Source organism: Marinobacter salinisoli, from assembly GCF_017301335.1.
GTDB lineage: Bacteria > Pseudomonadota > Gammaproteobacteria > Pseudomonadales > Oleiphilaceae > Marinobacter > Marinobacter salinisoli.
Genome location: NZ_CP071247.1, coordinates 605116 through 630914 on the forward strand (window position 1 = coordinate 605116; position 25799 = coordinate 630914).

The 25799-nt window shown below is 60.0% G+C and carries 25 protein-coding genes; 12 read left to right on the plus strand and 13 right to left on the minus strand.

Features of this window, described 5'->3' with window-relative positions; translation table 11 throughout:
* The first annotated feature begins 149 nt into the window (after positions 1–149).
* From xdhA to LPB19_RS02800, 7 genes are read left to right on the plus strand one after another with little or no spacing between them, the layout of a single operon-like run.
* Positions 150–1616, plus strand: a complete 1467-nt coding sequence (gene xdhA, locus LPB19_RS02770; protein ID WP_206644601.1) for a xanthine dehydrogenase small subunit — start codon at positions 150–152, stop codon at positions 1614–1616.
* A complete protein-coding gene (xdhB, locus tag LPB19_RS02775) occupies positions 1609–3963 on the plus strand; it encodes a xanthine dehydrogenase molybdopterin binding subunit (protein WP_206644602.1) in 2355 nt (784 codons plus the stop codon). The genes xdhA and xdhB overlap by 8 nt, the downstream gene beginning before the upstream one ends.
* Positions 3963–4823, plus strand: a complete 861-nt coding sequence (gene xdhC, locus LPB19_RS02780) for a xanthine dehydrogenase accessory protein XdhC (RefSeq protein WP_206644603.1) — start codon at positions 3963–3965, stop codon at positions 4821–4823. The genes xdhB and xdhC overlap by 1 nt, the downstream gene beginning before the upstream one ends.
* Positions 4820–5320, plus strand: a complete 501-nt coding sequence (uraD, locus tag LPB19_RS02785) for a 2-oxo-4-hydroxy-4-carboxy-5-ureidoimidazoline decarboxylase (protein ID WP_206644604.1) — start codon at positions 4820–4822, stop codon at positions 5318–5320. The genes xdhC and uraD overlap by 4 nt, the downstream gene beginning before the upstream one ends.
* On the plus strand, positions 5317–5661 hold the full coding sequence (gene uraH, locus LPB19_RS02790) for a hydroxyisourate hydrolase (RefSeq protein ID WP_206644605.1): 345 nt from the start codon (positions 5317–5319) through the stop codon (positions 5659–5661). The genes uraD and uraH overlap by 4 nt, the downstream gene beginning before the upstream one ends.
* Positions 5661–7061, plus strand: coding sequence for a guanine deaminase (gene guaD, locus LPB19_RS02795; protein ID WP_206644606.1), 1401 nt, complete (start codon positions 5661–5663; stop codon positions 7059–7061). Before uraH ends, guaD begins: the two co-directional genes overlap by 1 nt.
* Positions 7062–7064: 3 nt before the next feature.
* Positions 7065–8270 carry a urate hydroxylase PuuD gene (locus LPB19_RS02800; protein ID WP_206644607.1) on the plus strand — a complete coding sequence of 402 codons (1206 nt, stop codon included), beginning with the start codon at positions 7065–7067 and terminating at the stop codon, positions 8268–8270.
* 261 nt (positions 8271–8531) lie between these two features.
* Here LPB19_RS02800 and LPB19_RS02805 read toward each other — a convergent pair whose 3' ends face one another.
* Both LPB19_RS02805 and LPB19_RS02810 read right to left on the minus strand, forming a co-directional pair.
* The gene (locus tag LPB19_RS02805; protein ID WP_206644608.1) at positions 8532–9599 is read right to left on the minus strand and encodes a BMP family ABC transporter substrate-binding protein; all 1068 of its coding nucleotides are present in this window, start codon (positions 9597–9599) and stop codon (positions 8532–8534) included.
* Between the two features lie 258 nt (positions 9600–9857).
* The gene (locus LPB19_RS02810) at positions 9858–10616 is read right to left on the minus strand and encodes an ATP-binding protein (protein WP_206644609.1); all 759 of its coding nucleotides are present in this window, start codon (positions 10614–10616) and stop codon (positions 9858–9860) included.
* Between the two features lie 214 nt (positions 10617–10830).
* Between LPB19_RS02810 and LPB19_RS02815 the strand changes: the two genes are divergently transcribed.
* Positions 10831–13683 (plus strand): transporter substrate-binding domain-containing diguanylate cyclase, encoded by a 2853-nt coding sequence (locus tag LPB19_RS02815; protein ID WP_206644610.1) that lies wholly within the window; start codon positions 10831–10833, stop codon positions 13681–13683.
* A 42-nt stretch (positions 13684–13725) separates the two neighbouring features.
* Positions 13726–14697, plus strand: coding sequence for a cysteine synthase A (gene cysK / locus LPB19_RS02820; protein ID WP_206644611.1), 972 nt, complete (start codon positions 13726–13728; stop codon positions 14695–14697).
* A gap of 120 nt (positions 14698–14817) precedes the next feature.
* On the opposite strand, the gene LPB19_RS02825 is transcribed toward cysK, so the two are convergent.
* The 4 genes from LPB19_RS02825 to LPB19_RS02840 all read right to left on the minus strand — a co-directional run bounded on the left by LPB19_RS02825 (position 14818) and on the right by LPB19_RS02840 (position 18166).
* Entirely contained in the window at positions 14818–16119 is a 1302-nt protein-coding gene (locus LPB19_RS02825) for a hypothetical protein (RefSeq protein WP_206644612.1), read from the minus strand.
* Positions 16120–16298: 179 nt separating this feature from the next.
* Positions 16299–16592 carry a hypothetical protein gene (locus LPB19_RS02830; protein WP_206644613.1) on the minus strand — a complete coding sequence of 98 codons (294 nt, stop codon included), beginning with the start codon at positions 16590–16592 and terminating at the stop codon, positions 16299–16301.
* Positions 16589–17497, minus strand: a complete 909-nt coding sequence (locus LPB19_RS02835) for an esterase/lipase family protein (protein WP_206644614.1) — start codon at positions 17495–17497, stop codon at positions 16589–16591. The genes LPB19_RS02830 and LPB19_RS02835 overlap by 4 nt, the downstream gene beginning before the upstream one ends.
* Before the next feature lie 177 nt (positions 17498–17674).
* On the minus strand, positions 17675–18166 hold the full coding sequence (locus tag LPB19_RS02840; RefSeq protein WP_206644615.1) for a DUF4442 domain-containing protein: 492 nt from the start codon (positions 18164–18166) through the stop codon (positions 17675–17677).
* A 150-nt stretch (positions 18167–18316) separates the two neighbouring features.
* Here LPB19_RS02840 and LPB19_RS02845 point away from each other — a divergent pair, with 150 nt between their 5' ends.
* Together LPB19_RS02845 and LPB19_RS02850 are read left to right on the plus strand one after the other, a co-directional pair.
* Positions 18317–18577: an acyl-CoA-binding protein gene (locus LPB19_RS02845; protein ID WP_206644616.1), complete on the plus strand. Its 261-nt coding sequence runs from the start codon at positions 18317–18319 to the stop codon at positions 18575–18577.
* Between the two features lie 127 nt (positions 18578–18704).
* On the plus strand, positions 18705–19016 hold the full coding sequence (locus LPB19_RS02850; RefSeq protein ID WP_206644617.1) for a site-specific integrase: 312 nt from the start codon (positions 18705–18707) through the stop codon (positions 19014–19016).
* 22 nt (positions 19017–19038) lie between these two features.
* Here LPB19_RS02850 and LPB19_RS02855 read toward each other — a convergent pair whose 3' ends face one another.
* Entirely contained in the window at positions 19039–19506 is a 468-nt protein-coding gene (locus tag LPB19_RS02855; RefSeq protein ID WP_228289189.1) for a hypothetical protein, read from the minus strand.
* Between the two features lie 110 nt (positions 19507–19616).
* Entirely contained in the window at positions 19617–20129 is a 513-nt protein-coding gene (gene greB, locus LPB19_RS02860) for a transcription elongation factor GreB (protein WP_206644618.1), read from the minus strand.
* Positions 20130–20418: 289 nt separating this feature from the next.
* On the opposite strand from greB, the gene LPB19_RS02865 reads away from it, so the two are divergent.
* On the plus strand, positions 20419–20700 hold the full coding sequence (locus tag LPB19_RS02865) for a hypothetical protein (protein ID WP_206644619.1): 282 nt from the start codon (positions 20419–20421) through the stop codon (positions 20698–20700).
* A 2-nt stretch (positions 20701–20702) separates the two neighbouring features.
* Here the strand turns inward: LPB19_RS02865 and LPB19_RS02870 are convergent, their stop codons facing one another.
* The 5 genes from LPB19_RS02870 to rpoH all read right to left on the minus strand — a co-directional run bounded on the left by LPB19_RS02870 (position 20703) and on the right by rpoH (position 25636).
* Complete coding sequence (locus tag LPB19_RS02870; protein WP_206644620.1) at positions 20703–22184, minus strand: HAMP domain-containing sensor histidine kinase; 1482 nt, start codon at positions 22182–22184, stop codon at positions 20703–20705.
* Positions 22171–22851 (minus strand): winged helix-turn-helix domain-containing protein, encoded by a 681-nt coding sequence (locus LPB19_RS02875; protein ID WP_206644621.1) that lies wholly within the window; start codon positions 22849–22851, stop codon positions 22171–22173. The genes LPB19_RS02870 and LPB19_RS02875 overlap by 14 nt, the downstream gene beginning before the upstream one ends.
* Before the next feature lie 113 nt (positions 22852–22964).
* Positions 22965–23738 (minus strand): hydroxypyruvate isomerase, encoded by a 774-nt coding sequence (gene hyi / locus LPB19_RS02880; protein WP_206644622.1) that lies wholly within the window; start codon positions 23736–23738, stop codon positions 22965–22967.
* 3 nt (positions 23739–23741) lie between these two features.
* Positions 23742–24656 carry an NAD(P)-dependent oxidoreductase gene (locus tag LPB19_RS02885; RefSeq protein ID WP_206644623.1) on the minus strand — a complete coding sequence of 305 codons (915 nt, stop codon included), beginning with the start codon at positions 24654–24656 and terminating at the stop codon, positions 23742–23744.
* A gap of 119 nt (positions 24657–24775) precedes the next feature.
* Complete coding sequence (gene rpoH, locus LPB19_RS02890; protein ID WP_206644624.1) at positions 24776–25636, minus strand: RNA polymerase sigma factor RpoH; 861 nt, start codon at positions 25634–25636, stop codon at positions 24776–24778.
* Positions 25637–25799: the final 163 nt, after the last annotated feature.

The following is a 25799-nucleotide window of genomic DNA, read 5'->3' on the forward strand; positions in this document are numbered from 1 at the left end:
CAATAAACCTGCCAACCAACGCAAAAGACCATCAATGATTCGATTGAACCGATTGGTCAGATTTTTGCAGCTAAACTTAAAAAATCCGGGAAAAGCCCGCCCGACACAGAGCGCGCGCCCCCGAAAACAGCGGAAAACCGGAGAGTGGCGTGATTGAATTCCTTCTGAACGGTCGGATACAAAAACTTGACCAGGCCGACCCAAACTTGAGCATTCTGGAGTGGCTGCGCACCAAAATGCGGCTTACCGGCACCAAAGAGGGCTGTGCCTCCGGTGACTGTGGCGCCTGCACCGTCATTACCGGCACCCCTGACCAGAACGGCAACATTCATTACGAAGCCATCAACAGCTGCATCACCTTGCTGGCAAGTCTGCATGGCAAGGAACTGTTGACGGTCGAGGCCTTTCACCAGGAACCCGGGCATCCGGTGCAGCGCAGCATGATGGAACAGCACGGATCCCAGTGCGGTTTCTGCACGCCCGGCATTGTCATGTCGCTGGTGGCCCTGCACGCAAACCATGCCTCGGCCACGCCCGAAGACCACAAAATTCTGCAGGCGCTCTCGGGCAATCTGTGCCGGTGCACCGGCTACCGCCCCATCGTCGATGCGGGGCGTCAGGCGATGGTTCAGGAATGGACGCCGGCGTCTTCGCACCCGGCAGCGGGCCTGAAAGGCGAGCGATCGGTTGCCGCGTTATCCACCATCAGCCAGGGCAGCGTCACTCTGGCAGCGAAGCCCGGTGGCCCGCGCTACGATGCGCCGGTCAGCCTCTGTGAACTGCACGCATTACGCTCACGCTTCCCAGCGGCTCGCCTGGTGGCGGGCAGCACCGATCTGGCGCTGGAAATCACCCAGCAACTGAAGACCCTGGATCACCTGATCAGTGTTGAACGGGTGCCGGAGCTCAAAGACTGCTACCCGGACAACGGCGAACTGGTCATCGGCGCCGCCGCCACCTACGAGGCGTTCCGCCAGCCGTTGTCTGAGCTCTGGCCAGCCTTCGATGCCATGCTCGAGCGCCTGGGCTCACTGCAGATCCGCAACCGGGGCACCCTTGGCGGCAACATCGCCAACGCCTCCCCGATTGGGGACATGCCCCCGCCTCTGATTGCCTTGGGCGCCACCCTGGTGCTTGACGGGCCGGATGGCGAACGCCGGCTGCCCATGGAGGCGTTTTTCCACGGCTACAAGCAAACGGATATCAAGCCCGGGGAATTCATCCACTCCATCCGTGTCCCAATGCCAAAGCCGGACCAACAGCTGTTCATTTACAAGATCTCAAAACGACTCGACGACGATATCAGCGCGGTGCTCGGCGCGTTCCGGCTGACGCTGCACGAGGGCATCGTCAGCGACTGCCGGCTGGCCTTCGGAGGCATGGCGGCGACGCCCGCCCGGGCCCGGCACGCCGAAGCGGCCCTGCACGGGGCTCGCTGGGATCAAGCGGGCGTAACGGCGGCAGCGGCGGCACTGGCCAGCGATTTCACGCCCCTGAGCGACGCCCGGGCCTCTGCCTCATACCGGCTGCAGGTCGCAGGGAACCTGCTCCAGCGAGCCCTGCTGGCGTCCGATCCCCTCAACCGCGATCCGCTGACGGTGACCGATTATGCGTAAACTCCCCCTCAACTCGCCCACGCCGCGACACAGCGCCAAGGGACAGGCGGGCCAGGGCGTCAAACACGACAGCGCCTGGAAGCACGTGAGCGGTCAGGCCCGCTACATCGACGATCTGCCGGTTCCTGAGGGCTTGCTGCACGCCGCGGTGGGTCACAGCGACCAAGCGCACGCGCGCATCGTCTCGATGGATCTGGACGCGGTGCGCCAGTTCCCCGGCGTGGTTGCCGTCATCACCGCCGCCGATGTGCCGGGCCACCTGGATATTGGCCCCGTATTCCCCGGTGATCCGGTGCTGGCCGCTGACCTCGTTGAACACATCGGCCAGCCGATTTTTGCGGTCGCAGCAACGTCCCACGACGCGGCACGACAAGCCGCGCGTCTGGCCAGGGTCGAGTACGAACCACTGGACGCCGTGGTGACCGTCGATCAGGCGCTGGAGCAACAGCTTTTCGTCCGGCCCAGCCAGACCCAATGCCGGGGCAATCCGGACAAAGCACTGGCTGAGGCGCCGAACCGACTGCAGGGCCAGCAACGGGTGGGTGGCCAGGAGCACCTGTACCTTGAGGGGCAGGCGTGTCTGGTCGAGCCCACCGAAGACCGGGGTGTCTTCGTGCATACCTCCAGCCAGCACATTTCGGAGGTGCAGAAACTGGTGGCCGAAGTGCTTGGACTCCCCATTCACGAGGTTCAGGCCGAGGTGCGCCGGATGGGTGGCGGCTTTGGTGGCAAGGAAACCCAGGCCGCCCCGCTGGCCTGTGTCGCCGCGCTTCTGGCCCGGGCCACCAACCGACCGGTGAAATACCGGCTGTCCCGGTCCGATGACATGATCCAGACCGGTAAACGCCACGACTTTCTGAATAGCTACGACATCGGCTTCGATCACGACGGCTTGATCCACGGCGCCGACATTATGGTCGCGGCGCGGTGCGGCTACTCACCCGACCTGTCTGACGCCATTGTCGACCGCGCCATGTTCCATGCCGACAACGCCTACTTCCTGGACCAGGCCCGGGTAACCGGTCACCGCTGCAAAACCCACACCGTTTCCAACACCGCCTTCCGGGGCTTCGGCGGCCCGCAGGGCATGATGATCATTGAACAGGCCATGGACGATATCGCCCGTCACCTCGGGCGTGACCCGCTGGATATTCGGAAAACCAATCTCTACCGTCCCGGCCGCGATATCACCCATTACGGCCAGACCATCGAGCAACAGGTCCTGCCGCAACTCCTTGAGCAACTGGAAGCCAGTTCCGACTACCGGCAAAGACGCGGTGAAATCGACACCTTCAACCGCACCAGCCCGGTGCTCAAACGCGGCCTGGCACTGACACCGGTCAAGTTCGGCATCTCCTTCACCGCCCGGCACCTGAATCAGGCCGGGGCGCTGGTCCACATCTATACCGATGGCAGCATTCACGTGAACCACGGCGGCACGGAAATGGGCCAGGGCCTGTACATCAAGGTGGCGCAGGTGGTGGCCTCGGCCTTCCAGGTCGACCTGGATCGCATCAAGGTATCTGCCACCCGTACCGACAAGGTTCCGAACACCTCCCCGACAGCAGCCTCTTCAGGCTCCGACCTGAATGGCATGGCGGCACTCGATGCCTGTGAGAAAATTCTGGCCGGATTGGTGCAGTTCGCGTCAGAACATTGGTCTGTATCGCCCGAACAGGTCATTTTCTCCGACAATCGCGTGCGGGTTGGGGATCTGTCGGTACCTTGGGCAGAGTTTGTCCAGACCGCCTACCTGAACCGGATTCCACTGTCGTCGTCGGGCTTCTATTCCACCCCGAAGATTCATTACGACCCGAAAACCGGCAAGGGGCGCCCGTTCCTGTACTACTCCCACGCCGCGGCCTGTTCTGAGGTGGTGGTGGACACCCTGACCGGGGAATACCGGGTCGTTCGCACCGACATCCTGTTCGATGCCGGCCGCTCCCTGAACCCCGACATTGACCTTGGCCAGATCGAGGGCGGCTTTGTCCAGGGCATGGGCTGGCTGACCACCGAGGAACTGGTCTACAGCGACGACGGCCGTTTGCTCACCACCGGCCCGGCCACCTACAAGATTCCTGCAGTCTCCGACTGCCCGCCGGATCTGCGGGTCGCCCTGCTGGAGAACAGCCCGAACCGGGAAGCAACGGTTTTCCATTCCAAGGCGGTGGGCGAACCGCCCCTCATGCTGGGCATCTCAGTCTGGAGCGCGCTGCGGGATGCGGTGTCCAGCGTCACCGGTTATCGCTTCAGCCCGCCGCTGGATGCCCCGGCCACGCCTGAACGGGTTCTGGCTGCGGTCACTGCCAGCAAGACCTGGCAGGCACAGCAAAAGGAGAGCGCCTGATGGAACCTCGCCTGACCTGGTACCAGGCCGTCGCGGACTGCGAAGCCCGGGGCGAACCCTATGTTCTGATCACGGTGCTTGGCGTCACCGGTTCGGTCCCCCGGGAACCGGCCAGCAAGATGGTCGTGACCGGCGAACACAGCTACGACACCATCGGAGGCGGTCACCTGGAATACCAGATCTGCCAGCAGGCCCGCGAGCGCCTGGCGCGCCGGGATTACACCAGTGAGCTGGCACACTTTCCGCTCGGTGCCCGTCTTGGCCAATGCTGCGGCGGCAGTGTGTCGGTGCTGCTGGAAGCCCGCCCCGGTTGTGAGCAGGAACTGGTGATCTTCGGCGCCGGCCATGTTGCCCGCGCGCTGGTGGCCATCCTGGCCGAATTGCCCTGGCGGGTGACCTGGGTGGACTCCCGTGCCGGGCAATTCCCGGCGCAGGTGCCCGACAATGTCCGGGTGCACCATACCGATGATCCCGTGGCTGACGCGCCGGCCCTGTGCAGCGGCAAACAGGTGCTGATCCTGACCCACAACCACCAGCTGGATTTCGACCTCTGCCGCACCCTGCTCTCGGCCGGAGGCTGCGCCGGTATCGGGTTGATTGGCTCTGACACCAAGGCCGAACGGTTTCGCCAGCGACTGGACCACCGCGGCTTTCCAGCCCAGCAGATCAACACCATCCGCTGCCCCGTTGGCCGCACCGATGTGCCGGGCAAACGCCCGATGGAAGTGGCGGTTTCCATCATCGCTGAACTGCTCAGTCTCACCTCCACCTCCGGGCAGCCCGCGTCACGCCGCGGACTGCCGTGGAACGAGCTGCGCGGACTGATCCAGAAAGACCATACCGGAGAGCCGCAGGAATGACCCTGGAGGAACTCAATCACGTGACACCGGAGCAGGCCGTTGAGCTGTTTCAATCCTGCTGCGCCGCACCCGGCTGGATTCAGGGCATGGTCGACGGTCGCCCCTACGCGAACCGGGGCGAGATGATCAGGCACAGCCGGTCGCTCTGGCCAACGCTCTCGGAAGCGGACTGGCTGCAGGCCTTCGAGGCCCACCCAAAAATCGGCGACCTCGACAGCCTGCGGGCCAGGTACGCCAACACCAAGGCGCTGGCCAGTGGTGAGCAGGCCGGAACCCAGTCGGCGTCCGAACACGTGCTGAACCGGCTGAAAACCGGTAACGACCACTACCTGGACAAATTCGGTTTCATTTTCATCGTGTGCGCTACCGGCAAATCCGCCGCGGACATGCTCGAGCTGCTCGAAGCCCGACTACCGAATTCCCGCCACGAAGAGCTGCAGAACGCCGCCGCTGAGCAGGCAAACATCACCGAACTGCGACTGGAGAAACTGGTATGACCGCAAAAAGCCCGATCACGACCCACATTCTGGATCTTGGCAGCGGCAAACCCGCGATCGGCGTGACCGTCGCGCTGCATCACATCATCGAGGGGCATGAATACCTGGTGGCCGCGGGCCAGACCGATCAGGACGGTCGCATCACCGGCTGGTTTGAGACCCCGATCGAGGCCGGCCATTATCGCCTGCGTTTCGAAACCGGCGACTGGTATCGGGGCCGGGGGCTCGACACCTTTTTCCCGCAGGTGAATCTGGATTTCCAGGTCAGCGACCCGAACGCCCACTACCATGTCCCGCTGCTGGTCAACCAGTGGGGCTACTCGACGTACCGGGGGAGCTGATGGCAACCACCACTATCAGCCTGCCTGAGGGCACTGAAGCTCATCGCGGCGCCGTCCTTCACTTTCTGGACGACCCGGGCAATAACCCGGAGGCCATCACCGGCAGCGTTGAGTACATTGAGGACGGCCTGCTGTGCGTGCACGACGGAAAAGTTCTTGCTCTGGGTAAAGCCGCCGAGTTACTGCCCCAGCTGCCGGACGGAACCAAGCTGACCGACTGGAACGGCAGCCTGATTATGCCCGGATTTATCGATACCCACGTGCACATGCCGCAACTACCGGTGATGGCCAGCTACGGCACCCAACTGCTCGACTGGCTGGAAAACTACACCTTTCCCCACGAAAGCCGCTTCCAGGATGCCGACTGGGCCCGGACACAGGCCGAGCAGTTTACCCAGCTGCTGCTGGCGCACGGCACCACCTCCGGCCTGATTTTCTGTACCTCTCATCGAGCTTCCGTGGATGCCCTGTTCGAGGCCGCCGAGCGCCAGGGTATGGCCATGACCGCCGGCAAGGTACTGATGGACCGGCATGCACCCGACACCCTGACCGACACGGCCCGCTCCGGTTACGAGGACAGCCTGGCCTTGCTGGACAAGTGGCATCACCGTGGGCGGCAGCGCTACGCCATCACCCCGCGCTTCGCCCCCACGTCCAGCCCGGAGCAACTGGCACTGGCTGGCCAGCTGGCCAGCGCCCATCCGGACGTACTGGTGCAAACCCACTGGGCAGAGAACACCGGTGAAATCGCATGGACCCGGGAGCTGTTCCCGGACCGCACCAGTTACCTCGATGTTTACGACCACTACGGCTTGCTCGGCACACACACCGTGCTGGCGCACGGCATCCACATCGACGAGCGCGACCGCCAGCGACTGACCGAGACCGGCAGCCGCATTGCCTTCTGCCCCACCTCCAACACCTTCCTCGGCAGTGGCCTGTTTGACCTCGCCGGTGCCCGCTCAGCGGGGGTGATGGTCGGGCTGGCGTCTGACGTGGGCGGCGGCTCCAGTCTGTCCATGCTCGCCACCATGGCCGAGGCCTACAAAGTATGCCGGCTTCGCGGCCAGACCCTGACGCCCTGGCAAGCGTTCTACCTGGCAACCCTGGGCAATGCCCGGGTCCTGCACCGCGAACAGGAATTGGGCAACTTCCGCCCCGGACAGCAGGCCGACTTCATCGTGCTGGACCACCGGGCCTCGCCCCTGCTGGCCATGAAAGAACCCTACAGCCGAACCCTGCTTGAAACCCTGTTCGATCTGATGATTCTGGGCGACGACCGGGCCATCGCAGCAACCGCGACCGGCGGCATCCTCCGATATCGACGCGCTACTGCCAGCCTCGGCGAATCACTGACCGATTCTGCTCACACAGCGGCCGCAGGCCAACAAGGAACCTGATTGATGGAAGCGTACCTGTACGAGTGGCTCGGGCTTATTGTCCGCTGGCTGCATGTCATCTTCGGCATCGCCTGGATTGGCGCCTCGTTCTACTTTGTCTGGCTGGACAACAACCTGCAGCAGCCACCGGATTGGAAGAAACAACAGGGCATCAAGGGGGATCTCTGGGCTATCCACGGTGGCGGCATCTATGAGGTCGCCAAATACCAACTGGCACCGCCACAAATGCCCCCGCACCTGCACTGGTTCAAATGGGAAGCCTACAGCACCTGGCTCAGCGGCATGGCGCTGATGTTTGTGGTGTATTACCTCGGTTCCCCCGGTTACCTGATTGATCCGGCCAAGGCCGACATCAGCGCCACCACGGGCGTGCTGATCGGCCTTGGCACCGTGGGCGGTGTGCTGGCCCTCTATGAAGCCATGATTCGAAGCCCCCTCGCCGATAACGGCAAGGTTTTTGGCCTGCTGTTGTTCGCCATCCTGCTGCTCGTCGACTGGGCATTGTTTCAGGTTTTCTCGGGGCGCGGAGCCTACATCCACGTCGGGGCCGTGATCGGCACCATCATGGTGGCCAACGTGTTTCTCGGCATCGTTCCGTCCCAGCGCGCGCTGGTCAGCGCCCTCGAAGCCGGCCGGGAGCCGGATGAGCGCGTCGCCCGGCTGGCAGCGCTGGCCAAGCTGCGTTCCACCCACAACAACTACCTGACCCTGCCGGTCCTGTTCATCATGATCAGCAATCACTACCCGCTGCTCTACGGCCACCCGCACGGCTGGGCGATTCTGGCGGCCATCGGCTTCATCACCGCCTTTGCCCGGCATTACTTCAATCTTCGGCATCGCAACATCAACCGGCCCTCAATTCTGGCGGTGGCCGGGGTGATGACCGCGCTGCTGGTCTGGGTGATTGCGCCATCGACCGGCAACTCCAACGCGAGGCCGGACGCGGTGGTGGATGACGCCACCGTCTCGGGCATCGTGGCGACCCATTGTCTGGCGTGCCACGCCAGCGCACCGAGCCATCCCGCCTTTCAGGCCGCGCCGGCGGGTATCCGCCTGGATGAGCTGTCCTTGCTGAAAAGTCACGGCGACAAGGTGGTGCAAACGGCCGTACTGTCCCGTTACATGCCACTGGGCAATACCACGGGCATGACCGATCAGGAACGACAGCAGCTGGGCCAGTGGCTGGAGCATAATCGCGCCAAGCCATAGGCCGCCACAGGGCGCACAGTGACAACGGAAAAGGCCTCCCGCAGGAGGCCTTTTTGCCAGGAGCACTACTTGTTTGCAGAGTGTTCCGCAGACCGCACCTGATTGGTGCGAACTTCTCAGTGATGCACCCAAACCACCCTATTGACCAGCTGGTCAGATATGGACAATTTCTTGCGCTACCCGGCTGCTCGCCCGTTGCTGAACACAAAAAAGCCGGCAGGGACATCGTCCTGCCGGCCGGGTGACTGACGGAGCAAGCGCTTACTGAGGCAGAGTGGCGGTGATGCCCTCGACGTACCAGTTCATGCTGGCCAACTCGTCGTTGGTCATGCGGACACCTTCCGGCACACGCAGGGTGCCAGTCTGGTCTTTCAACGGCCCGGTGAACGGGTGGAACTCACCGCTGTCGATGGCGTCGATCACGGAGTCGACCTTGGCGCGCTGCTCCTCGCTCAAACGCTCGCTGATGCCAACAATCTGGATCACGTCATCGGAAATACCACCCCAGTAATCCTGTGATTCCCAGGTGCCGTCCATGACCGACTGAACCGTATTGACGTAGTACGGTGCCCAGTCATTCACAACCGAGAGCAGGTGCGCATCACCACCAAACTTGCGCATATCCGATGCCTGACCCACACCCCACTTGCCCCGCTTTTCGGCCGCCATCAGCGGTGCCGGGCTGTCGGTGTGCTGGACAATGACATCCACCCCCTGATCCATCAGTGCACTGGCCGCATCCGCTTCCTTGGCCGGGTCGAACCAGGTGTTCACCCACACCACCTTGAGGTCGATATCCGGATTGACTTCCTTCGCGCCCAGGTAGACCGCGTTGATGTCACGAATCACTTCCGGAATCGGGAAGGAGGCGATGTAACCCAGGGTGTTGGTCTCGGTGACCATGCCGGCCGCAACGCCAGTGGCGTAACGCCCTTCATAGGTGACCGACAGGTAGGTGCCCAGGTTCTCTGCGCGCTTGTAGCCGGTGGCATGCAGGAAAGTGATGTCCGGGAACTGCTCAGCGACCCGCGCGGTCGGGTTCATAAACCCGAACGACGTGGTGAAGATCACGTCGTTGCCAGCCTGGGCCAGACGGCGAATGGTACGTTCCGCATCAGCACCCTCGTTCACATTCTCAACGTAGGTCGTCTCTACCTTGTCACCAAAATGCTGTTCCACGGCAAGGCGGCCCTGATCGTGCTGGTAGCTCCAACCGTGGTCGCCGATCGGGCCAACGTAGACGAAGCCAACTTTCATCGGGTCTTCTGCCATAACGCCCGCAGACAGGGTAAGTGAGGCAACTAGGGCCAGGCCAGGTTTCAGATTCATGTACACGTCTCCTAGAGGATTTATCGTTTTTTGCTGTTTCCGGCAGCGCGGATTACTCAAGCAATGGCAGCAAAAAGCTGGCCAAGTATTCAGGTTTTTTAATTAACTGATTTTATTTGTTATTTTTTAATTTCTTCTGATCCCCTCTCCGGATAACAGGCACTGTTTTGAGGCATGCGCCGTTTCTGCCGCTCTTTATCCACACTCAACGGGACCTGCCCGCCCCTGGCCGAGGCGCGCTGAAGAGACGTTTTCACGTTAACCAGCGAAGTGCCTGAAAAATTGCTGGGCGGTACGGCCATTGCGCACGCCCCGCGACGTGGCAAAGCGAATCGCTTCCCGATGCAGCCGCTCCCGGTCCGGATACTCAGGGAACAGCGCATCAATCGCGTGCAGATAAATATCCTGAGAAAACGGATAAAAAGACAGCTGCAGCCCGAACCGGTCCGCCAGCGACAACTGCTCTTCAATCGCCTCGGCGGGATGAAGCTCGCCGCCGCGCATTTCACTGCGCAGATTATCGGACATGAATTCCGGCATCAGATGACGCCGGTTCGAGGTTGCGAACACCCGGACATTGTCCGGTGGCAGCTCCAGCGAGCCTTCCAGCACGCTTTTCAGCGCCTTGTAACCCGACTCGCCGACGTCGAACGACAGGTCGTCGCAGAAGATGACGAACCGGAAGCTGAGCTCGCACAGGTCATCGACAATCTCCGGCAGGTTCACCAGGTCGTCCTTGTCCACCTCAATCATGCGCAGGCCTCTCGGGTGATAGCGATTAAGCAGCGCCTTGATCAGTGATGACTTGCCCGTTCCCCGGGCACCCCAGAGCAGCACATTGTTGGAGGGTTCGGCCGCCAGGAAGCGTTCGGTGTTGGCCGCCAGCGCCTGTTTCTGCCGGTCGATGCCTTGCAGGCTGTCCCAGTGCACCGGATCAAGCCGGCGAATGGCTCTCAACCCCGACCGGTGCCGGCGCCAGATGGCCGCCGGTGTCGTTACCCAGTCCACTGTTTCCATGGCGTTTGCGTCCTCCGGTTGGTTGTTCGTCAGTGTCCAAAACCGATCGCCAGGCCCGGCAGGGAAAGTGCCGTCCCGTTAGGCAAAGGTCAGTGCAAGGACTACACTGAATCCGTATCTGTGTCCAACAACTTACATAATAATGCGCGACCGCGACTCACCCGGCGATACAACGACATTAAGCCTCCTCCGGGGCCCCCTCCTGGTGCTCTTCATGCTGTTATGGCCACAGACGCAGCTGATCGCGGAATCTGCGCCGGAGAGCGACAAAATCTCTGTAGGGGTTACCGCCGACAACGCCCCCTATTCGTTTCTTGAGGGGCGCGCCCTGTCGGGCTATTCCGCCGACATTCTCCGAGAAATTTCCTTCAACAGCGGGCTGGAATTCGAATTCCGGGCAGGCAGCTGGCCCGAGCTTTACAAAGCCTTTGTTGCTGGCGAGCTCGATGCCATTGACGCCATCTCCTACCGGGGCTATCTCAGCGACAAAGTGCTGTTCACCGAGCCCTATCACATCCGGCAAACCTATCTGATGCACGACAGCAGCCGCCCGGTCGGGCCCATCGACTCGATGGACGACCTTCGCGATCTGCAGGTGGGCGTGGTTGAAAACATGTTTTACGTTCCGTTCCTGAAGGATCAGGGCATCAATATCGTCACCTACGACTCCATTCTTGCGCTGGTGCGGGCACTGGCATTTGGCTGGGTGGACATCGCCATCGGCCCCCGGCTCAGCCTCGATTACCACGCCGACACCGCCGGCTTTCATTTTCTGAACATTGTCGGTTCGGCGCCCTTTGACCAGCAATCGCTGGAGGATCTGCGTATCGGGGTACAGAAGGACCAGCCCGAGCTGTTCGAAGCCATTCAAGCCGCGCTCAAGAAGATTCCGGAATCGAGGAAAGTTGAGCTGCTGCGTCGCTGGCAGGAGTTTGGCGGCGCCCAGACCGGCGACCAGCCATCCTTGCAGCTGGACGAGCGTGAACAACGTTTCCTGCAGGAACTCGGGCCCATGCGAGTCGGTGTGGTGCAGGACTATGCTCCGTTCAGTTTCCGGGACGGCGGCCGGCTGCAGGGGCTGTCGGTGGATATCATCAATCGCCTGGCCGATATGACCGGCATCCAGATCATACCGGTCAGCGGCCAGTGGGCGGATCTTCTGGGCATGTTCCGGGAGGGACGAATCGACATACTGGCCAATATGTCGATGGACCGGGAGCGGTTGTCGTTTACCCAGTTCACCGACCCTTACTACATCATCCCAAACGTGGCCTTTACCCGTAACGGGGGCGTCGAACTGAACAGCATCGATGATCTCAGGGGTTACGATGTGGCGATCACCGCCGACATCTTTTATCAGGACGAACTGACCCAGCGGCTGGGCAACGCCGCAAAAGTCTTTACCTCCCAGGAAGCCATGTTCCAGGCGCTCGAACAGGAGCGGGTGGATGTGGTGGTGTCGTCGCTGCCCAGCGGAAACTACTGGATTCGGGAACTGAACATTCCGGGCGTGCGGATTGCAGGCGAACTCACCTTCGAAAATCAGTCCGGAGAGGACCTTCGCTTTGGCGTGCAGACGACACTGGAACCCCTGGCCGAGATTCTCAATAAGGCGCTGGCCACCATCAGCCCGACCGAACTGCGCAGCATCGAGAACCGTTGGCTGGGCGCGGCCATGGACAATGGCAGCAATGAGCCGTCCGAGTTAACCCTGTCCACCGCCGAAAAAAACTGGCTGGAGCAACGCGACTACACGCTGTCCTACTGCGTCGACAGCGACTGGATGCCATTAGAGGGCATTGATTCGTCCGGCAACCACGCCGGGCTATCGGCCGAAGCGTTGCGGCTGTTCAGCGAGCGAACCAACATCCGGTTCAGGCTGGTCCGCACGAAAACCTGGCAGGAGAGCCTCGACGCCGCCAGGGACAGAGAGTGCGACCTGCTCCCACTGGCGATGAAAACACCGGAACGCGCCCGCTACCTGAACTTTACCGATCCTTACCTGCAGGTGCCCAACATTGTGCTCGGGCGGATCGAGGCCCCCTTCATCGAGGGGCTGGGCGATCTTCGGGAAAAAGCAATCGGCTTAGTCAAAGGCTATGCCTTCGCCGAATTACTCAAGTACCGCTACCCCCGGCTGCAGCTGGTTGAAGTGGAAAACGAAACCGAAGGCCTGAAACTGGTGCAGGAGAACGAGCTGGCCGGCTACGTCACGACACTGCCAACCGCCAGTTACCACATGCAGAGCCAGGGCCTGGCGGACCTGAAAGTGATCGGGCGGATTCCTGCGGACTGGTCGCTGTCGGTGGCAACCCGCAGCGACCAGGACCTGCTTCTGAGCATCATGCAGAAGGTCGTCGCGAGCTTGTCGGAGCAGGAGCGAAGAAACCTCGAAAGCTATTGGCGTGATGTGCGCATCGAACAGTCCGTGGATTACACCCTGCTTTGGCAGGTTCTGGCGATCGCCCTGCTTGGCGCGTCGCTGCTGGTGTACTGGAACCGCAAGCTGGACCGGCTTAACCGGGACCTGGCGGTCGCCAACGACACGCTGGCACGACTGAGTGTCACCGACAACCTGACCCAGCTGGGCAACCGGAGCTTCTTCGACCGCGAGTTCCGCAAGAGCTTCCAGTGGTGCCAGCGTAACGAAACCGGTCTGGCGGTCGCCATGGTCGACGCCGACCACTTCAAAACCATCAACGACACCTTCGGGCACGAAGCCGGCGACCACTGTCTGATTGCACTGGCAGACGTCATGCGGCGGCATTTCCGTCGCGAAACCGATCGTCTGTCCCGGTTTGGCGGCGAAGAATTTGTTATCTTCACCAGCTACCACCACCCGGAGGAAGTGATTGAACGACTCGATCGTTTCCGCGAAGCGGTGGCGGACAGCTCAACCATCTATTCCGGCAAAAGCATTCATCTGACCATCAGCATCGGACTGGCAACGGGGGTTCCCGCGCCGGCCGATACCCCGGCTGAGTTCCTCCGGCTGGCTGACCAGGCCCTGTACGCGGCGAAACAGAATGGCCGGAACCGACTGGAGACTCGCACCGTCAAAGATTAACCGGTGCCGATGCCGGCACCCGACAACAACAAGGAGCGCACGATGGCACGCATTTACGATGACAACTCATTGTCCATTGGCAATACACCACTGGTTCAGCTGAACCGGGTCAACGAAGGCGCCACCATCTGGGCCAAGATTGAAGGCCGCAATCCCGCCTACTCCGTCAAATGCCGTATCGGCGCCGCCATGATCTGGGATGCCGAGAAGCGCGGCACCCTGAAACCCGGCATGACCATCGTCGAGCCCACCAGCGGCAACACCGGCATCGCCCTCGCCTTTGTGGCCGCGGCCCGGGGTTACAAGCTGATCCTGACCATGCCCGCCTCGATGAGCCTGGAACGCCGCAAAGTACTCAAGGCGCTGGGGGCGGAACTGATTCTCACCGAGCCTGCCAAAGGCATGCCCGGCGCCATTGCCAAGGCGGAAGAAATTTTCTCCAGTGATCCGGACAACCATTTCCTGCCCCAGCAGTTTCAGAATCCGGCCAATCCGAGAATTCATGAAGACACCACCGGCCCGGAAATCTGGAACGACACCGATGGCCAGATTGACATCTTCGTGGCCGGCGTGGGCACCGGCGGCACCCTGACCGGCGTGTCCCGCTACATCAAGGAAGTCCGCGGCAAGAAGATTACCTCGGTGGCCGTTGAACCGACCGACTCGCCCATCATCACCCAGACCCTGAACGGCGACGACCCGAAGCCCTCACCCCACAAAATCCAGGGTATCGGCGCCGGTTTTGTACCCAAAAACCTGGATCTGGAACTGGTAGATCAGGTGGAAACCGTCACCAATGAAGAAGCCATGGACATGGCCCATCGCCTGATGCAGGAAGAAGGCATCCTGTGTGGCATTTCCTGTGGCGCGGCAGTCGCCGCCGCCGTACGGGTTGGCCAGCAGCCTGCGCACCAGGGCAAGAACATCGTGGTGGTGCTGCCGGATTCCGCCGAACGTTACCTGTCATCGGCGTTGTTTGCCGATCGGTTTGGCGATCTGGAGAACAAGCAGTAATTCGGACGGCGCTTATTGCCCTGCTTTCTGGTACCAAAAAAACGCTGCGGTGGGGGTGCCGCAGCGTTTAGCCATCATCAATCCGCTGCTGCACACCACCAAAGCCAGGGAACCCCTGCCTCAGAGCCGCGTTACGCTGTGAATTTCATTCAGGGCAATCGGCGCGACGATGATACCTCCGTGCATAAACCGTTTGAGGTGCAGGTCACTGCCGCCGACCGCCTCGATACGCCCTTTCACCGTACGCCCATTATCCAGCCTGATCTGCACATCATGATTGAGGTGATCCGACAGCTCGGAAAGCGCGATCACTTTAGCGGAAGCTGTCGGTTTTGCCGCGTCAGTCTTTGCTTCCGGCGCTGATTTCACGGCTTGCTGAGCCACTGCCGGAGTAGATGCTCGATCCTTTCCTGGCGCTGACGTGTCCGCGTGTCCGACTGCCACTTCTCGTAAACCCGTTCGCTCTGTTCCGAGCATTGGATTCAGGCGTCCACTGAGGTAGACCGGGTCGGGGCTCAGGTAATGATCACCCAGTTCCAGCGATGGAAAGGGGTTAATCTGAAACGTCAGCGTACTCCCCGGGTGAGACACGAAGTCCTGGTAGACCTCGACCAAGCTGTCGCTCGGCGTCAGCCCCAAGGCACGCCACTCTTCAATCCAGGCCTGCAGGTGATGCGCCCGGAATGCCTCGGCCTCCATGTTTTGTTCACCCGCACAGAAGTCGATCATGCGATTCAGCTGCCCCAGATCGGTCACAGTGATGGAGGCGGATTCGAGACGGGCAGACTGAGCGGCCTGGGCAGACAGCATGCCAGACAGGAACGAATCGGGATGCGCGGCAACCATGTCCAGGGCCATTGCCGTTTGATCGCGGGACGTTATCGAGGTGCTGACTGTCAACTGGTCGCCCGCCTTCGAAATTCGATAGGCAAGATCCATATCGAGAACGAGATGGTCATAGCCCATTTGCACCAGGTCCGCACGGCCAAAGAAGCCCCGGTCACCACACCCGGCGGTTTCCAGTCGACTGTAGGGGTTTTCCCCTTCACCTGCTTGCTCAATCGCGGACATGAACGCGAGGTCGGTGTTCAGGCCGTTGACAGACAGCCCGAGGTAACCCGGTATCTGGCCTGACTGGAACTGGTCTTTGAGATTCAGCAGTGCCCAGAGACTGCCAGTCTTCAAAGCGATTTTCTCTGCTGAGATAACCTGTGAGGAGGCCCGGGAGACGAATCTGGGATTAGCGACTTCGATATCGCCGGCCAGGGTTGTGGAAACATCCTGGTACTGAAACTCGGCAACTGGCGCAAGCTGCATCCGTACGAGATCGAGGCCCTCACTGACGGCGGCAGTGATTCGGTAGTTAGCAACAGCCACGCCGGCAACAGCGAGCACCAGAACTACAAGAAAAAGACGTTTCATGAAATTCCCTTTACAGCAATCCGTTTCGATTTAAGGGGCGCCCGCCGGTCAACGCCGGGTCAACTCGATACTACCTTAAGCATTTGTAATAGTTAAAGACCGGCGATGACTGGAAACAGGGATTTGGAGGGCGCGTTCAAGGCGTCAGATCAACCAATAAGAGCGTGAGCTTGCGCACTTCAGCTCTGGCCGGTCTGGTCTTTTTTCACCATCGCGGCTGTCGCCGCACTGACACTCCGAGCGCCAAGCTTCACCACACCATAACAGACCCGGGCGATGCCGTGATGAGAGGACTTCACCACCCTGGCCCAGGGCCGTGTGATCGGAATCGCCTCGAGCACATGAAAGGACTCATCGGCTATCGAAAGATGGACTCGCTCCAGCTTCTGAACGCCATGACCAGTACCCTCGGCCAGCATATCCGCCAGCCCCAGCCACCAGTCGAGTTGATTCTGCTTGTCCGGATTGTTCATACCAGCCATGCCTCCAGCTGTTCAGCCACTTTCGCATGATGCGCCAGCCGTAAATGATTGATACCCGGAAACGTTGCCACACCAGCCAGCTGCCAGCCTGCCCGATGCTGGCCCTGTGCACTGGATTCCTGAACCAGCGCATCGCCAAACAACGCATTGACCGGGTGTTGCCGGGATCGAGAGAGCAAGCCGCAAACCACGTAATGATTGACGTAGGGCAGGAGTGGGGAATCCGGTTCGCCTGCCAGGACCTCACCACGAGAGAGATTGCGAATCCCCTCACTGCGCAGATCGACCACCTCACCCACGACCTGCAAGTAGTCCCTCGGCAGATCCCCCAACAGGGTGGCCACGGAATGGGCGCCCCGCGCCAGCCAGGAACCGTCGTGAGGCGAGCCAAGGTAGACGCAATCACTCAGGACTTCGGTCCAGCGACGCGCTTCAGCGCGGGCGTAATGACAGGCGCTGCGAATCAACAACCCGCCCATGCTGTGGCCCAGAAGGATCAGGCGCGTCACAGGTATGGGCCAGGCCGCCACCAAACGCTCCAGGAGCGCCGACAGGGCCAGACCGTTGCGATAAATCGGAAGCCCCGTGTTGTAACGCAGGCTCAGGTCCGCTGCGCCACCGGGTAAACGTGAACTCAGACGCTGGCCGTAGGAGCTGCCGCCTGAATCGGGAATTTGCCAGACGGTTTCCAGTTCCATCAAACCGTGAATGGAGACACAGAGGGTTTCGGCCATCTGTTCAGGTTGCGGATTCTGGACGTCCAGTTCACGACCGCCCTCGAGCACACACAGGGCAACCGCCAGCGGGTTGCGGCGTGACTCGAGTCGATCACCAAACAGGCCACTGGCGATAGCACTGGTCTGGCGCTGCCAACGTGCTAATGAACCGAAGGGCATGACATCACTCCTTAGGGGGCTTTCTGCCAGCTTACACCCGCGCAGCGATCAGCGATTGGCTTCGGAGGCGGCCTCAAGGCGAGTCTAGGGTCAGGCAGCAGGGAAAGCGCGAGGCAACAGAGGAGGGAGCACATGTGCGCTCAGGCGCGCGGTGACCTGAGCGCAGGGATGGGCGGATTACCGGCGTTTGGGCGTCCAGGCCCAAATCATTTCAATCTCGATGGGCTCTTTACCCTCGCCGTCACGAATAATGACGGGCACCGAAACATCGCCTTTTTCTTCGGTTCGAATGCGCTCACGCTGTTCGGCTGTCAGCGTGGCCTCAACCGTCATATCACCTTTGGCCCGACGGGTGTACTCGGCGTGGACCGTTTTGATGACAGGAATTTTGTCGTCCGGCACATTCAACCCGACCAGAAATCCGGTCGCCGATTCGGCCAACAGCAGCGATGCGACCGCGTGCACGCCGCCAATGTGGTTTTGCACACGGCGCTTGTTGGCGATGCTAATCACGCACCGCTCTTCATCCAGCGATTCGATACGCATACCTGCGGTGCCGGTGAATGGAACGACTCTGCCAAAAAACAGCGTTAAAGCCCGGGATCGGGCAAACTCCGGCAAGGCATTGATCTTGCCAACGATACCAGCCAGCTTATTGGCAGCTGCCATGGACAAATCTCCCTGAAGACAGTTTGTTGGCTCGCGACGATACCCCATTCCGCAAGGGAAAGGAACGTTTGGCCATGACGGGATGAAAGTGGGCCGTTATACTCAGCGGGACTTCCCCGGGACACAGCACTGACCGATAAGGAGATGGATATGAGTGACTTGAAAACCCAATTCGATGAAGCAGTTAACTACATCCAGAACGCCGAAGGCGACTTTCAGCCGTCGAACGAAATGAAGCTCGAGTTTTACGCCCTGTACAAGCAGGCCACGGAAGGTGATGTCTCCGGCAAGCGCCCGGGTATGATGGATTTCGTTGGTCGAGCCAAGTACGACGCTTGGGAAAAGCTCAAGGGGCTGTCCAAGGAGGACGCCATGCAGCAGTACATCGACAAGCTCAACGCCTTGAAATAATCCCTTCGGATCCCGGCCGTCCCCGTCGGGATCCCCCCAGCCTTCGCGATTTTGCGCCCATCACACGAATGTCATAGAATTCTCCCAAGATAATAACAACGCACAACACGCACGACAGAGATCTACCATGGAGAACACCCAAGCGCTGGAGCAATCCCAGCCGGGCTTGGCCAAGCGCGTCAAAAAAGCCATCCAAAACCAGCAACTGAACCAGCGAACCGAGCAGAACTACTGGCACTGGATTACCCGGTTCATCACGTTTCACGATTGCCAGAATCCGGAAACGCTGAGTGAAGAACAGCAACAGCAGTTCCTCAACTACCTCACCGAACGCGTTGAGGTGTCGCGGGCGAAGCTAAATCAGGCCAAACAGGCGCTCGATTTTTTCTATGGCGATGTGCTGGGCAATGATGCCATGCGGGACACCGCGGCTGCCTGAAGCAGCCACAACGACTTGCGGCCTATCGCTCCATCATATTGATGTTCTGGCTTTCTATGGTTCGGTTTTGCGGCAAACGCAGCTGGAATCCCGTGGTGTGGGTTCCGCCCGGAATGGATTTCGGATTGGCAAACTGGAATTCCACCGGAACTTCCGAGCGGCCAAGATCGGTTCTGCGGTCCCGGGGCTCGAGGGCCAGCGGATCGAGATAGAAATCGTCTTCGGTCGCTGGCTTCACGGGCACACCGGCAGCCGGCGCCGTCAAGCCACCCTCGATGACCGTATTGGCCAGCGCCTCTTCCTCGACGGCGCGAAACGGAATGGTATCGATGGTTGAACGTTCTTCGTACTCGAAGACACCGTCCACAACCACCGGCTTCTCACTCTGGGCCATGGCAAGCATTGAGCAACTTACAAGCCCGACTGCCAGCCCCGACCGCCAAGCCCGGTATTCGCCCATTCCGGGCGGGTGTTCCCTGTCCCTTTCCATGATTCAGTCCCCAGCTGTCTATTCCTTAGAAGCCTAGTAAATGGATTCATGGTCATATTATCGACATAACAAACGCATTGCTCAAAAAACCGGCAATTGTGTGACGCTTTTCACCCGCCATGGTCGGGTGACTGATACTGGATGCCTGCAATGACCACGGTTTTCCAGCCCTCAGGCGTACGTACACTGACTTCTTCGTCCAGGCGTTTGCCAATCAAGGCCCGGGCCATGGGTGAATTGATGCTCAGATAGCGCTTGGTCAGATCGAATTCATCAGCCCCCACCAGCCGGTAAACCTGCTCTTCACCCTCCTCGTCTTCGATGGTGACCCAGGCGCCGAAAAACACCTTATCCCGGTCATCGGGTAAACGGTCGACCACCGTGACCTCTTCCAGGCGCTTGCTGAGGAAACGGACGCGCCGGTCTATCTCACGCAGTTGTTTCTTGCCATAAATGTATTCAGCATTCTCCGATCGGTCTCCCAGAGCGGCCGCCTCTCGCACCGCCTGGGTCACTTCCGGGCGCTTAGTTTTCCACAGATACTGCAATTCCTCGCGCAGCGCCCGCTCGCCTTCCGGCGTGATATAACGCGGTCTGCTGCCCGAATTGGACGCATTACTCATGACTGATGACCTGTTCTGGATACCGAAAATGAGGGCAAAAAAAACCCCGTTGACCACGGGGTAAGGCTAGCGCTGTGCTGGAGGGGTAAGCAAGCAGCAAGGTTGCTGCTTTGGTAAGTCCAGTATCGATACTGACACAGCCAGCGTTACCGGCGGGTGGCCCATTGATTACCTTTTATACAGGCTTGGCGGCGCTCGCCGGGTATAAATTAGGTTGCACACTCTAGGGCTCGGGAGTAGCTTGCAGAGCTAAGGCCCTATCCAGTTTTTACTTTCACGGAGCGTCCAGATGAACACCCAGAAATTAGTCAATTTCGCCCTCGAAGGTCTCGACAACCTCGGTTATCACCTCGACCAGCTGGGCGTAACCGGCAAGGTCAACCGACACAACCTGGCTGCCTTCCTGATGGCGGAGCAGAAGCACTTTGAAGGAGAATGGGACAGCCTGCAGGCCAAATTCGGGCGTCGTCGCTCCGAGATCGAGCACCTGACCCAGTCGCTGGAAAAGCGGGCCGATTCACTGATCAGCCCGGTGATTGAGCGGATTAGCAGCTTCCGCACCCGCTCGTAAGATCAGCCATTACTGGTCTCAGTCGAACGCTTGGCTGCTGAACTGCCGGGCGGCGCAGGCAGTTCAGCGGCTGTAGCCTTGATGCGCTTGCGCACTCCGGTGAACGCGGGCATGTGTACCGTCACGGTCAGACCCGGCGGAGTCTGATCGGCGTAAGTGTCACTCAGGATTATCCGCCCCTGATGAATCTCGGACACGGCACTGACGAGACTGAGGCCAAGGCCATTACCCGGCAGTGACCGGCTTTTTCCAACCCGGTAAAAGCGTTGAAAAATCTGATCTTTTTCTTCATCCGGAACGCCGATTCCGCTGTCACTGACCTCGAACACCGCGTCCGCTCCGGTTTTTTTGACGACTACCCGAATTCGCCCTTTTTCCGGCGTGTATTTAATGGCGTTGTCGATCAGGTTACTGACCATCTGGAATAAGAGGTCCCGATCGCCTTCGATCATCACGCCTTTATCCAGCTGCTGCTCGAACACCTGATCTTTGTCTTCCGCCAGTGCCTCATAGAGCTCACAGGCATCGGTAACCAGATCATCCAACGACACCACCCTCATATCGGCGGTGTTGCCCCGGCTTTCAAGACGCGCAATCCGCAACAGGGCGTTAAAGGTCGCCAGCAGCTGATCCGCTTCGGCGACCGCTCGGCCGGCCTGCTCGCGGGCCTCATCGTTATCAACCGACATCAGCGTGCTTTCAAGCTGGTTCCGCAGGCGGGTCAGCGGGGTACGCAGGTCATGGGCGATGTTATCAGAGACGTGCCGGATGCCCTCCATCAGATACACGATCCGGTCGAGCATCTGATTCAGGTTATCCGCGAGCTGGTCAAAATCGTCGTTGGTGCCCCGGGTGGGAATGCGCAGGGACAGGTGGCCGTTCATGATCCGCCGTGAGGTGTTGTTGATCACCTCAATGCGTCGGGTGGTGCTCCGACTCATCAGGAATCCGCCGAGCAGGGCCAGCGCGAGAGTGATCCCCATGCCCCAGTTAATTGCGGTTTCAATGACCCGCTTCAGGCTGGTCAGATCATCCACATCGCGACCCACCAGCAGACGCAGACCACCCTGCACCTCGAAGATCCGTGCCCGGGCCAGGCGCTGAGGACCGGCCCAGCCGACACTGTCGTTCAACGTAAAGTTGATCCAGCCACTTTCAGAGCGGGTTCCCTGGGGCCAGGATTCGATGTTGCCAGCCAGCTTCAGGAAATCATCGGTGGTCAGAAGATAGATGGATTTGGCGTTAGGATCCCGGGCCACACGCTCCCGGATGATGGTGATCAGGCCATTGACGCCCCGACCCCGGTACTGTTCCGCCAGCCCGGCCACTTCTGCCTCGATGGTTTCATCGGTCTGAGCGGTCATGAATCCGGCGGTGCGCCAGTAGATAAACGCCAGCAGCAGGAATACCGAGGTGGCGAACACCACCATGTACAGCAAAGCAAGCTGAAAAGAAGATGTCCGGAGCTGGCTAAGCAGTTTCACGTAACATGTACCCGGCACCGCGAACGGTTTGCAGCAGGGGGGTGTCGAACTCTTTGTCGATCTTCGCCCGCAGGCGGCTGATATGAACGTCGATTACGTTGGTCTGGGGATCGAAATGATAGTCCCAGACTTTCTCCAGCAGCATGGTACGGGTCACCACCTGGCCTGCATTGCGCATCAGGTATTCCAGCAGGCGGAATTCCCGAGGCTGTACATCAATGTTCTGGCCAGCCCGCTTCACGGTCCGGGCCAGCAAGTCCATTTCCAGATCCGCCACGCGCAGCACGGTTTCAGTTTCTGCCGCCTGACGGTTCCGACGAATCAGCGATTCAATGCGTGCCAGCAATTCGGTGAAGGAGAATGGCTTGGTCAGGTAATCATCGCCACCACCGCGCAGGCCTTCCACACGGTCGTCCACGTCGCCCAGCGCGCTCAGGATCAGCACCGGTACCTGGTTACCTGTGGCGCGCACGGTCTTGATGATCGACAGTCCGTCCATTCCCGGGAGCATGCGATCGACGATCATGATGTCGTAGTCTTCACTGGCCGCCATCATCATGCCTTCTTTGCCATCGGCGGCATGATCCACGACAAAGTCAGACTCTCTGAGCCCCTTCACCAGATAGTTGGCCACGTCCTGGTCGTCTTCGATTACCAGTGCTTTCACCGGCCGTCCTCCAGATATCGAATTTCGTTCAATGCCAACAAGATTACGAATAACTCTCTAATCCGGCCAGTTACGATCTTGTAAGAGGGTGTCGCCTAAAGCGACGGGCAACCTCAGCCTCTGAGCCAGGTCAGACTGGCCTCCGTGTGCCCGGAAGGCCGGTATTCCGCACTCACCCAACCCTTGTAGCCAAGCCGGTCAATGGCGGCAAAAACATTCGAAAAGTTAATCTCACCGGTGCCAGGCTCATGCCGACCCGGATTATCGGCAAACTGAATGTGGCCAATCCAGGGCAAAAGACACTCCATCGAGCGGATCAGGTCCCCTTCCATAATCTGCATATGGTAGAGGTCGTATTGTAGACGAACGTTGTCGGCATCAATGGCCTCAATCAGCGCCAGCACCTTGCCGGAAGTATCGAGCACGAAGCCGGGCATATCCACCCGGGAGTTGATCGCTTCCAGGCACAGCGTGATGCCCTCCGCCGCCAGCTTTTCGGCCGCGTAGCCGACATTGGTCTCAAGGGTGCGCCAAGCCGCTTCCTCCGACACCGACGGCGGGCGCACACCCGCCAGGCAATTCAGCTGCTTACAGCCCAGAGCATGTGCATACTCCAGGGCCAGCTCCACTCCGGCCCGGAACTCCTCAACGCGGTCTGGCAGACAGGCAATGCCTCGCTCCCCTGCCTCCCAATCACCCGGTGGCAGGTTGAACAAAGCCTGCGTCAACCCGTTGTCCTCCAAGAGTCCGGCTAACCGAGCCTTGTCATAAGGATAGGGAAACAGGTACTCCACCCCCCGAAAACCGGCGGATCGGGCAAGCGCGAAGCGCTCGGTGAACTCGACCTCGGTGAAGAGCATGGACAGATTGGCGGCAAATTTTGGCATGGTTTACTCCTTGGGTGCCCGGCCAACAGAGCCCATCAAGGCGCCGTTCAGGTGCTCGAGTTCCAGCAAAAGACCGCTGTGGTCAACGTCGCTGTGCCCATTGGCCACCAGGGACAAGTATTCATTATGAACCTGTTGGGACAGCGGCAGGGTCAACCCCTCGGAACGGGCTTCGTCCAGTATCATGCGCATGTCCTTGAGCTGAATCCGGGCAGGAGCACCCGGCGCGAACTCCCGGTCAATCATGCGCTGGCCGTGCAAGTCCAGAATCCGGCTACCCGCAAATCCGCCCATCAGCGCCTCGCGCACCGCCGCAGGATCGGCACCGCCTTTGGCCGCCAGCAGGAGCGCCTCGGACACGGCGCCAATGGTAATGCCGACAATGGCCTGATTCGCCAGTTTGGCAAGCTGCCCCGCGCCCACTGGACCAATGTGGGTGCAGCGCCCTAGCGGCTTGAAGACCGGCTCTGCCCTGGCAACACTACTCTGCTCACCACCCGCCATTATGCTCAGCTGCCCTTCAGCGGCGCCAACAGTGCCGCCGGAAACCGGCGCATCCAGGTAGTAACCACCCTGCTCGGCCACCAGTTGTGCGTGACGCCGAGCCACCGTGGGTGTCACCGAGCTCATGTCGATCACCAGCGTGCCCGGCTTCAGCGCCTTGATGACCCCTTGTGTAACCAGCACCTGTTCGACCACGTCGCTGTTTTCCAGCATGGTGATCACCACATCCGCGTCGGCAACGGCCTCGGCCGCTGTGCCCGCGATGGTGGCCTGATCGGCGAATGGGTTGCACTTGACGGCCGTGCGGTTCCACAGGGTCATGGCAAAGCCCGCATCCAGCAAATTGCGTGTCATGGGGGCACCCATCAAACCGATTCCAAGGAAGGCAACATGGTTAATGGCGGTGGTCGTCATCAAAAATCTCACTCGATTAGGGAGCTAGCAAAAAACCGATTATACAAACAAAAACGCCACCAACCGGAACGGTGGTGGCGTTTTGCAAGAACAGCGCAGGGCCGCAGGCACCCGGAAGATCAGGCCACTTCGGCAATCTGCTTGCGGATCTTTTTCATGGCGTTCTTTTCGAGCTGACGAATCCGCTCGGCGGAGACGCCGTACTTGTCGGCCAATTCGTGCAGCGTGGACTTGCTTTCGGTCAGCCACCGCTCACGAAGGATATCCTGGCTACGCTCGTCCAGATTGCCAAGCGCCTCCATCAACCGACCGTTGGAATCCTCGGTCCAGTCGGCTTTCTCCAGCTGCGTCGCCGGATCGGCACGACGGTCCTCCAGGTAATAGGCCGGCGCCTGATATGAGGAATCATCGTCATCGTCCATAGGCCCATCGAAGGAGGTGTCCTGCGACGCCAGACGCCCCTCCATCTCGCGAACCACTTTCGGCTCCACGCCCAGATCCTCGGCCACGGCATTGAGCTCGTCGTGATTCAACCATGCCAGACGTTTCTTTTGGCTGCGCAGGTTGAAGAACAGTTTGCGCTGAGCCTTGGTGGTCGCCACTTTGACGATCCGCCAGTTACGTAGAATGAATTCGTGGATTTCTGCCTTGATCCAGTGCACCGCAAACGACACCAGACGCACCCCGTATTCCGGGTTAAAGCGTTTCACGGCTTTCATGAGCCCGACGTTGCCTTCCTGAATCAGATCGGACTGGGCCAGACCATAGCCTGAGTAGCTGCGCGCAATGTGAATCACGAAACGCAGGTGAGACATGACGAGCTGACGGGCAGCTTCCACATCACCTTCGTAATGCAGTTTCTCTGCCAGCTCGCGTTCTTCATCCACTGACAGCACCGGAATGCTCGATACAGCCTGGATGTAAGACTCGAGATTTGCACCTGGAACCAGTTTGTCGACCAGCTGTAAACTCGTACCCATTCTTTACCCTCCGAACCAGACAGCCGAATAATATAACAACTCATTTTTCGACCGCCAAGAACCTGAAAAGTTCCCGACCCACCCGTAAAAAATTCAGGAAATCATATACCTGAGGGGATCGACTTGGTTTTGGCTGCCTTCGACACTACGCGACGAACCCGAG

What these genes read in the sequence shown, in the direction of transcription:
- xdhB (WP_206644602.1), top strand. Translation starts at nt 1,609, where the DNA reads ATGCGTAAACTCCCCCTCAACTCGCCCACGCCGCGACACAGCGCCAAG.
- xdhC (WP_206644603.1), top strand. Translation starts at nt 3,963, where the DNA reads ATGGAACCTCGCCTGACCTGGTACCAGGCCGTCGCGGACTGCGAAGCC.
- uraD (WP_206644604.1), top strand. Translation starts at nt 4,820, where the DNA reads ATGACCCTGGAGGAACTCAATCACGTGACACCGGAGCAGGCCGTTGAG.
- uraH (WP_206644605.1), top strand. Translation starts at nt 5,317, where the DNA reads ATGACCGCAAAAAGCCCGATCACGACCCACATTCTGGATCTTGGCAGC.
- guaD (WP_206644606.1), top strand. Translation starts at nt 5,661, where the DNA reads ATGGCAACCACCACTATCAGCCTGCCTGAGGGCACTGAAGCTCATCGC.
- LPB19_RS02800 (WP_206644607.1), top strand. Translation starts at nt 7,065, where the DNA reads ATGGAAGCGTACCTGTACGAGTGGCTCGGGCTTATTGTCCGCTGGCTG.
- LPB19_RS02805 (WP_206644608.1), bottom strand. Translation starts at nt 9,599, where the DNA reads ATGAATCTGAAACCTGGCCTGGCCCTAGTTGCCTCACTTACCCTGTCT.
- LPB19_RS02810 (WP_206644609.1), bottom strand. Translation starts at nt 10,616, where the DNA reads ATGGAAACAGTGGACTGGGTAACGACACCGGCGGCCATCTGGCGCCGG.
- LPB19_RS02815 (WP_206644610.1), top strand. Translation starts at nt 10,831, where the DNA reads ATGCTGTTATGGCCACAGACGCAGCTGATCGCGGAATCTGCGCCGGAG.
- cysK (WP_206644611.1), top strand. Translation starts at nt 13,726, where the DNA reads ATGGCACGCATTTACGATGACAACTCATTGTCCATTGGCAATACACCA.
- LPB19_RS02825 (WP_206644612.1), bottom strand. Translation starts at nt 16,119, where the DNA reads ATGAAACGTCTTTTTCTTGTAGTTCTGGTGCTCGCTGTTGCCGGCGTG.
- LPB19_RS02830 (WP_206644613.1), bottom strand. Translation starts at nt 16,592, where the DNA reads ATGAACAATCCGGACAAGCAGAATCAACTCGACTGGTGGCTGGGGCTG.
- LPB19_RS02835 (WP_206644614.1), bottom strand. Translation starts at nt 17,497, where the DNA reads ATGCCCTTCGGTTCATTAGCACGTTGGCAGCGCCAGACCAGTGCTATC.
- LPB19_RS02840 (WP_206644615.1), bottom strand. Translation starts at nt 18,166, where the DNA reads ATGGCAGCTGCCAATAAGCTGGCTGGTATCGTTGGCAAGATCAATGCC.
- LPB19_RS02845 (WP_206644616.1), top strand. Translation starts at nt 18,317, where the DNA reads ATGAGTGACTTGAAAACCCAATTCGATGAAGCAGTTAACTACATCCAG.
- LPB19_RS02850 (WP_206644617.1), top strand. Translation starts at nt 18,705, where the DNA reads ATGGAGAACACCCAAGCGCTGGAGCAATCCCAGCCGGGCTTGGCCAAG.
- LPB19_RS02855 (WP_228289189.1), bottom strand. Translation starts at nt 19,506, where the DNA reads ATGGAAAGGGACAGGGAACACCCGCCCGGAATGGGCGAATACCGGGCT.
- greB (WP_206644618.1), bottom strand. Translation starts at nt 20,129, where the DNA reads ATGAGTAATGCGTCCAATTCGGGCAGCAGACCGCGTTATATCACGCCG.
- LPB19_RS02865 (WP_206644619.1), top strand. Translation starts at nt 20,419, where the DNA reads ATGAACACCCAGAAATTAGTCAATTTCGCCCTCGAAGGTCTCGACAAC.
- hyi (WP_206644622.1), bottom strand. Translation starts at nt 23,738, where the DNA reads ATGCCAAAATTTGCCGCCAATCTGTCCATGCTCTTCACCGAGGTCGAG.
- LPB19_RS02885 (WP_206644623.1), bottom strand. Translation starts at nt 24,656, where the DNA reads ATGACGACCACCGCCATTAACCATGTTGCCTTCCTTGGAATCGGTTTG.
- rpoH (WP_206644624.1), bottom strand. Translation starts at nt 25,636, where the DNA reads ATGGGTACGAGTTTACAGCTGGTCGACAAACTGGTTCCAGGTGCAAAT.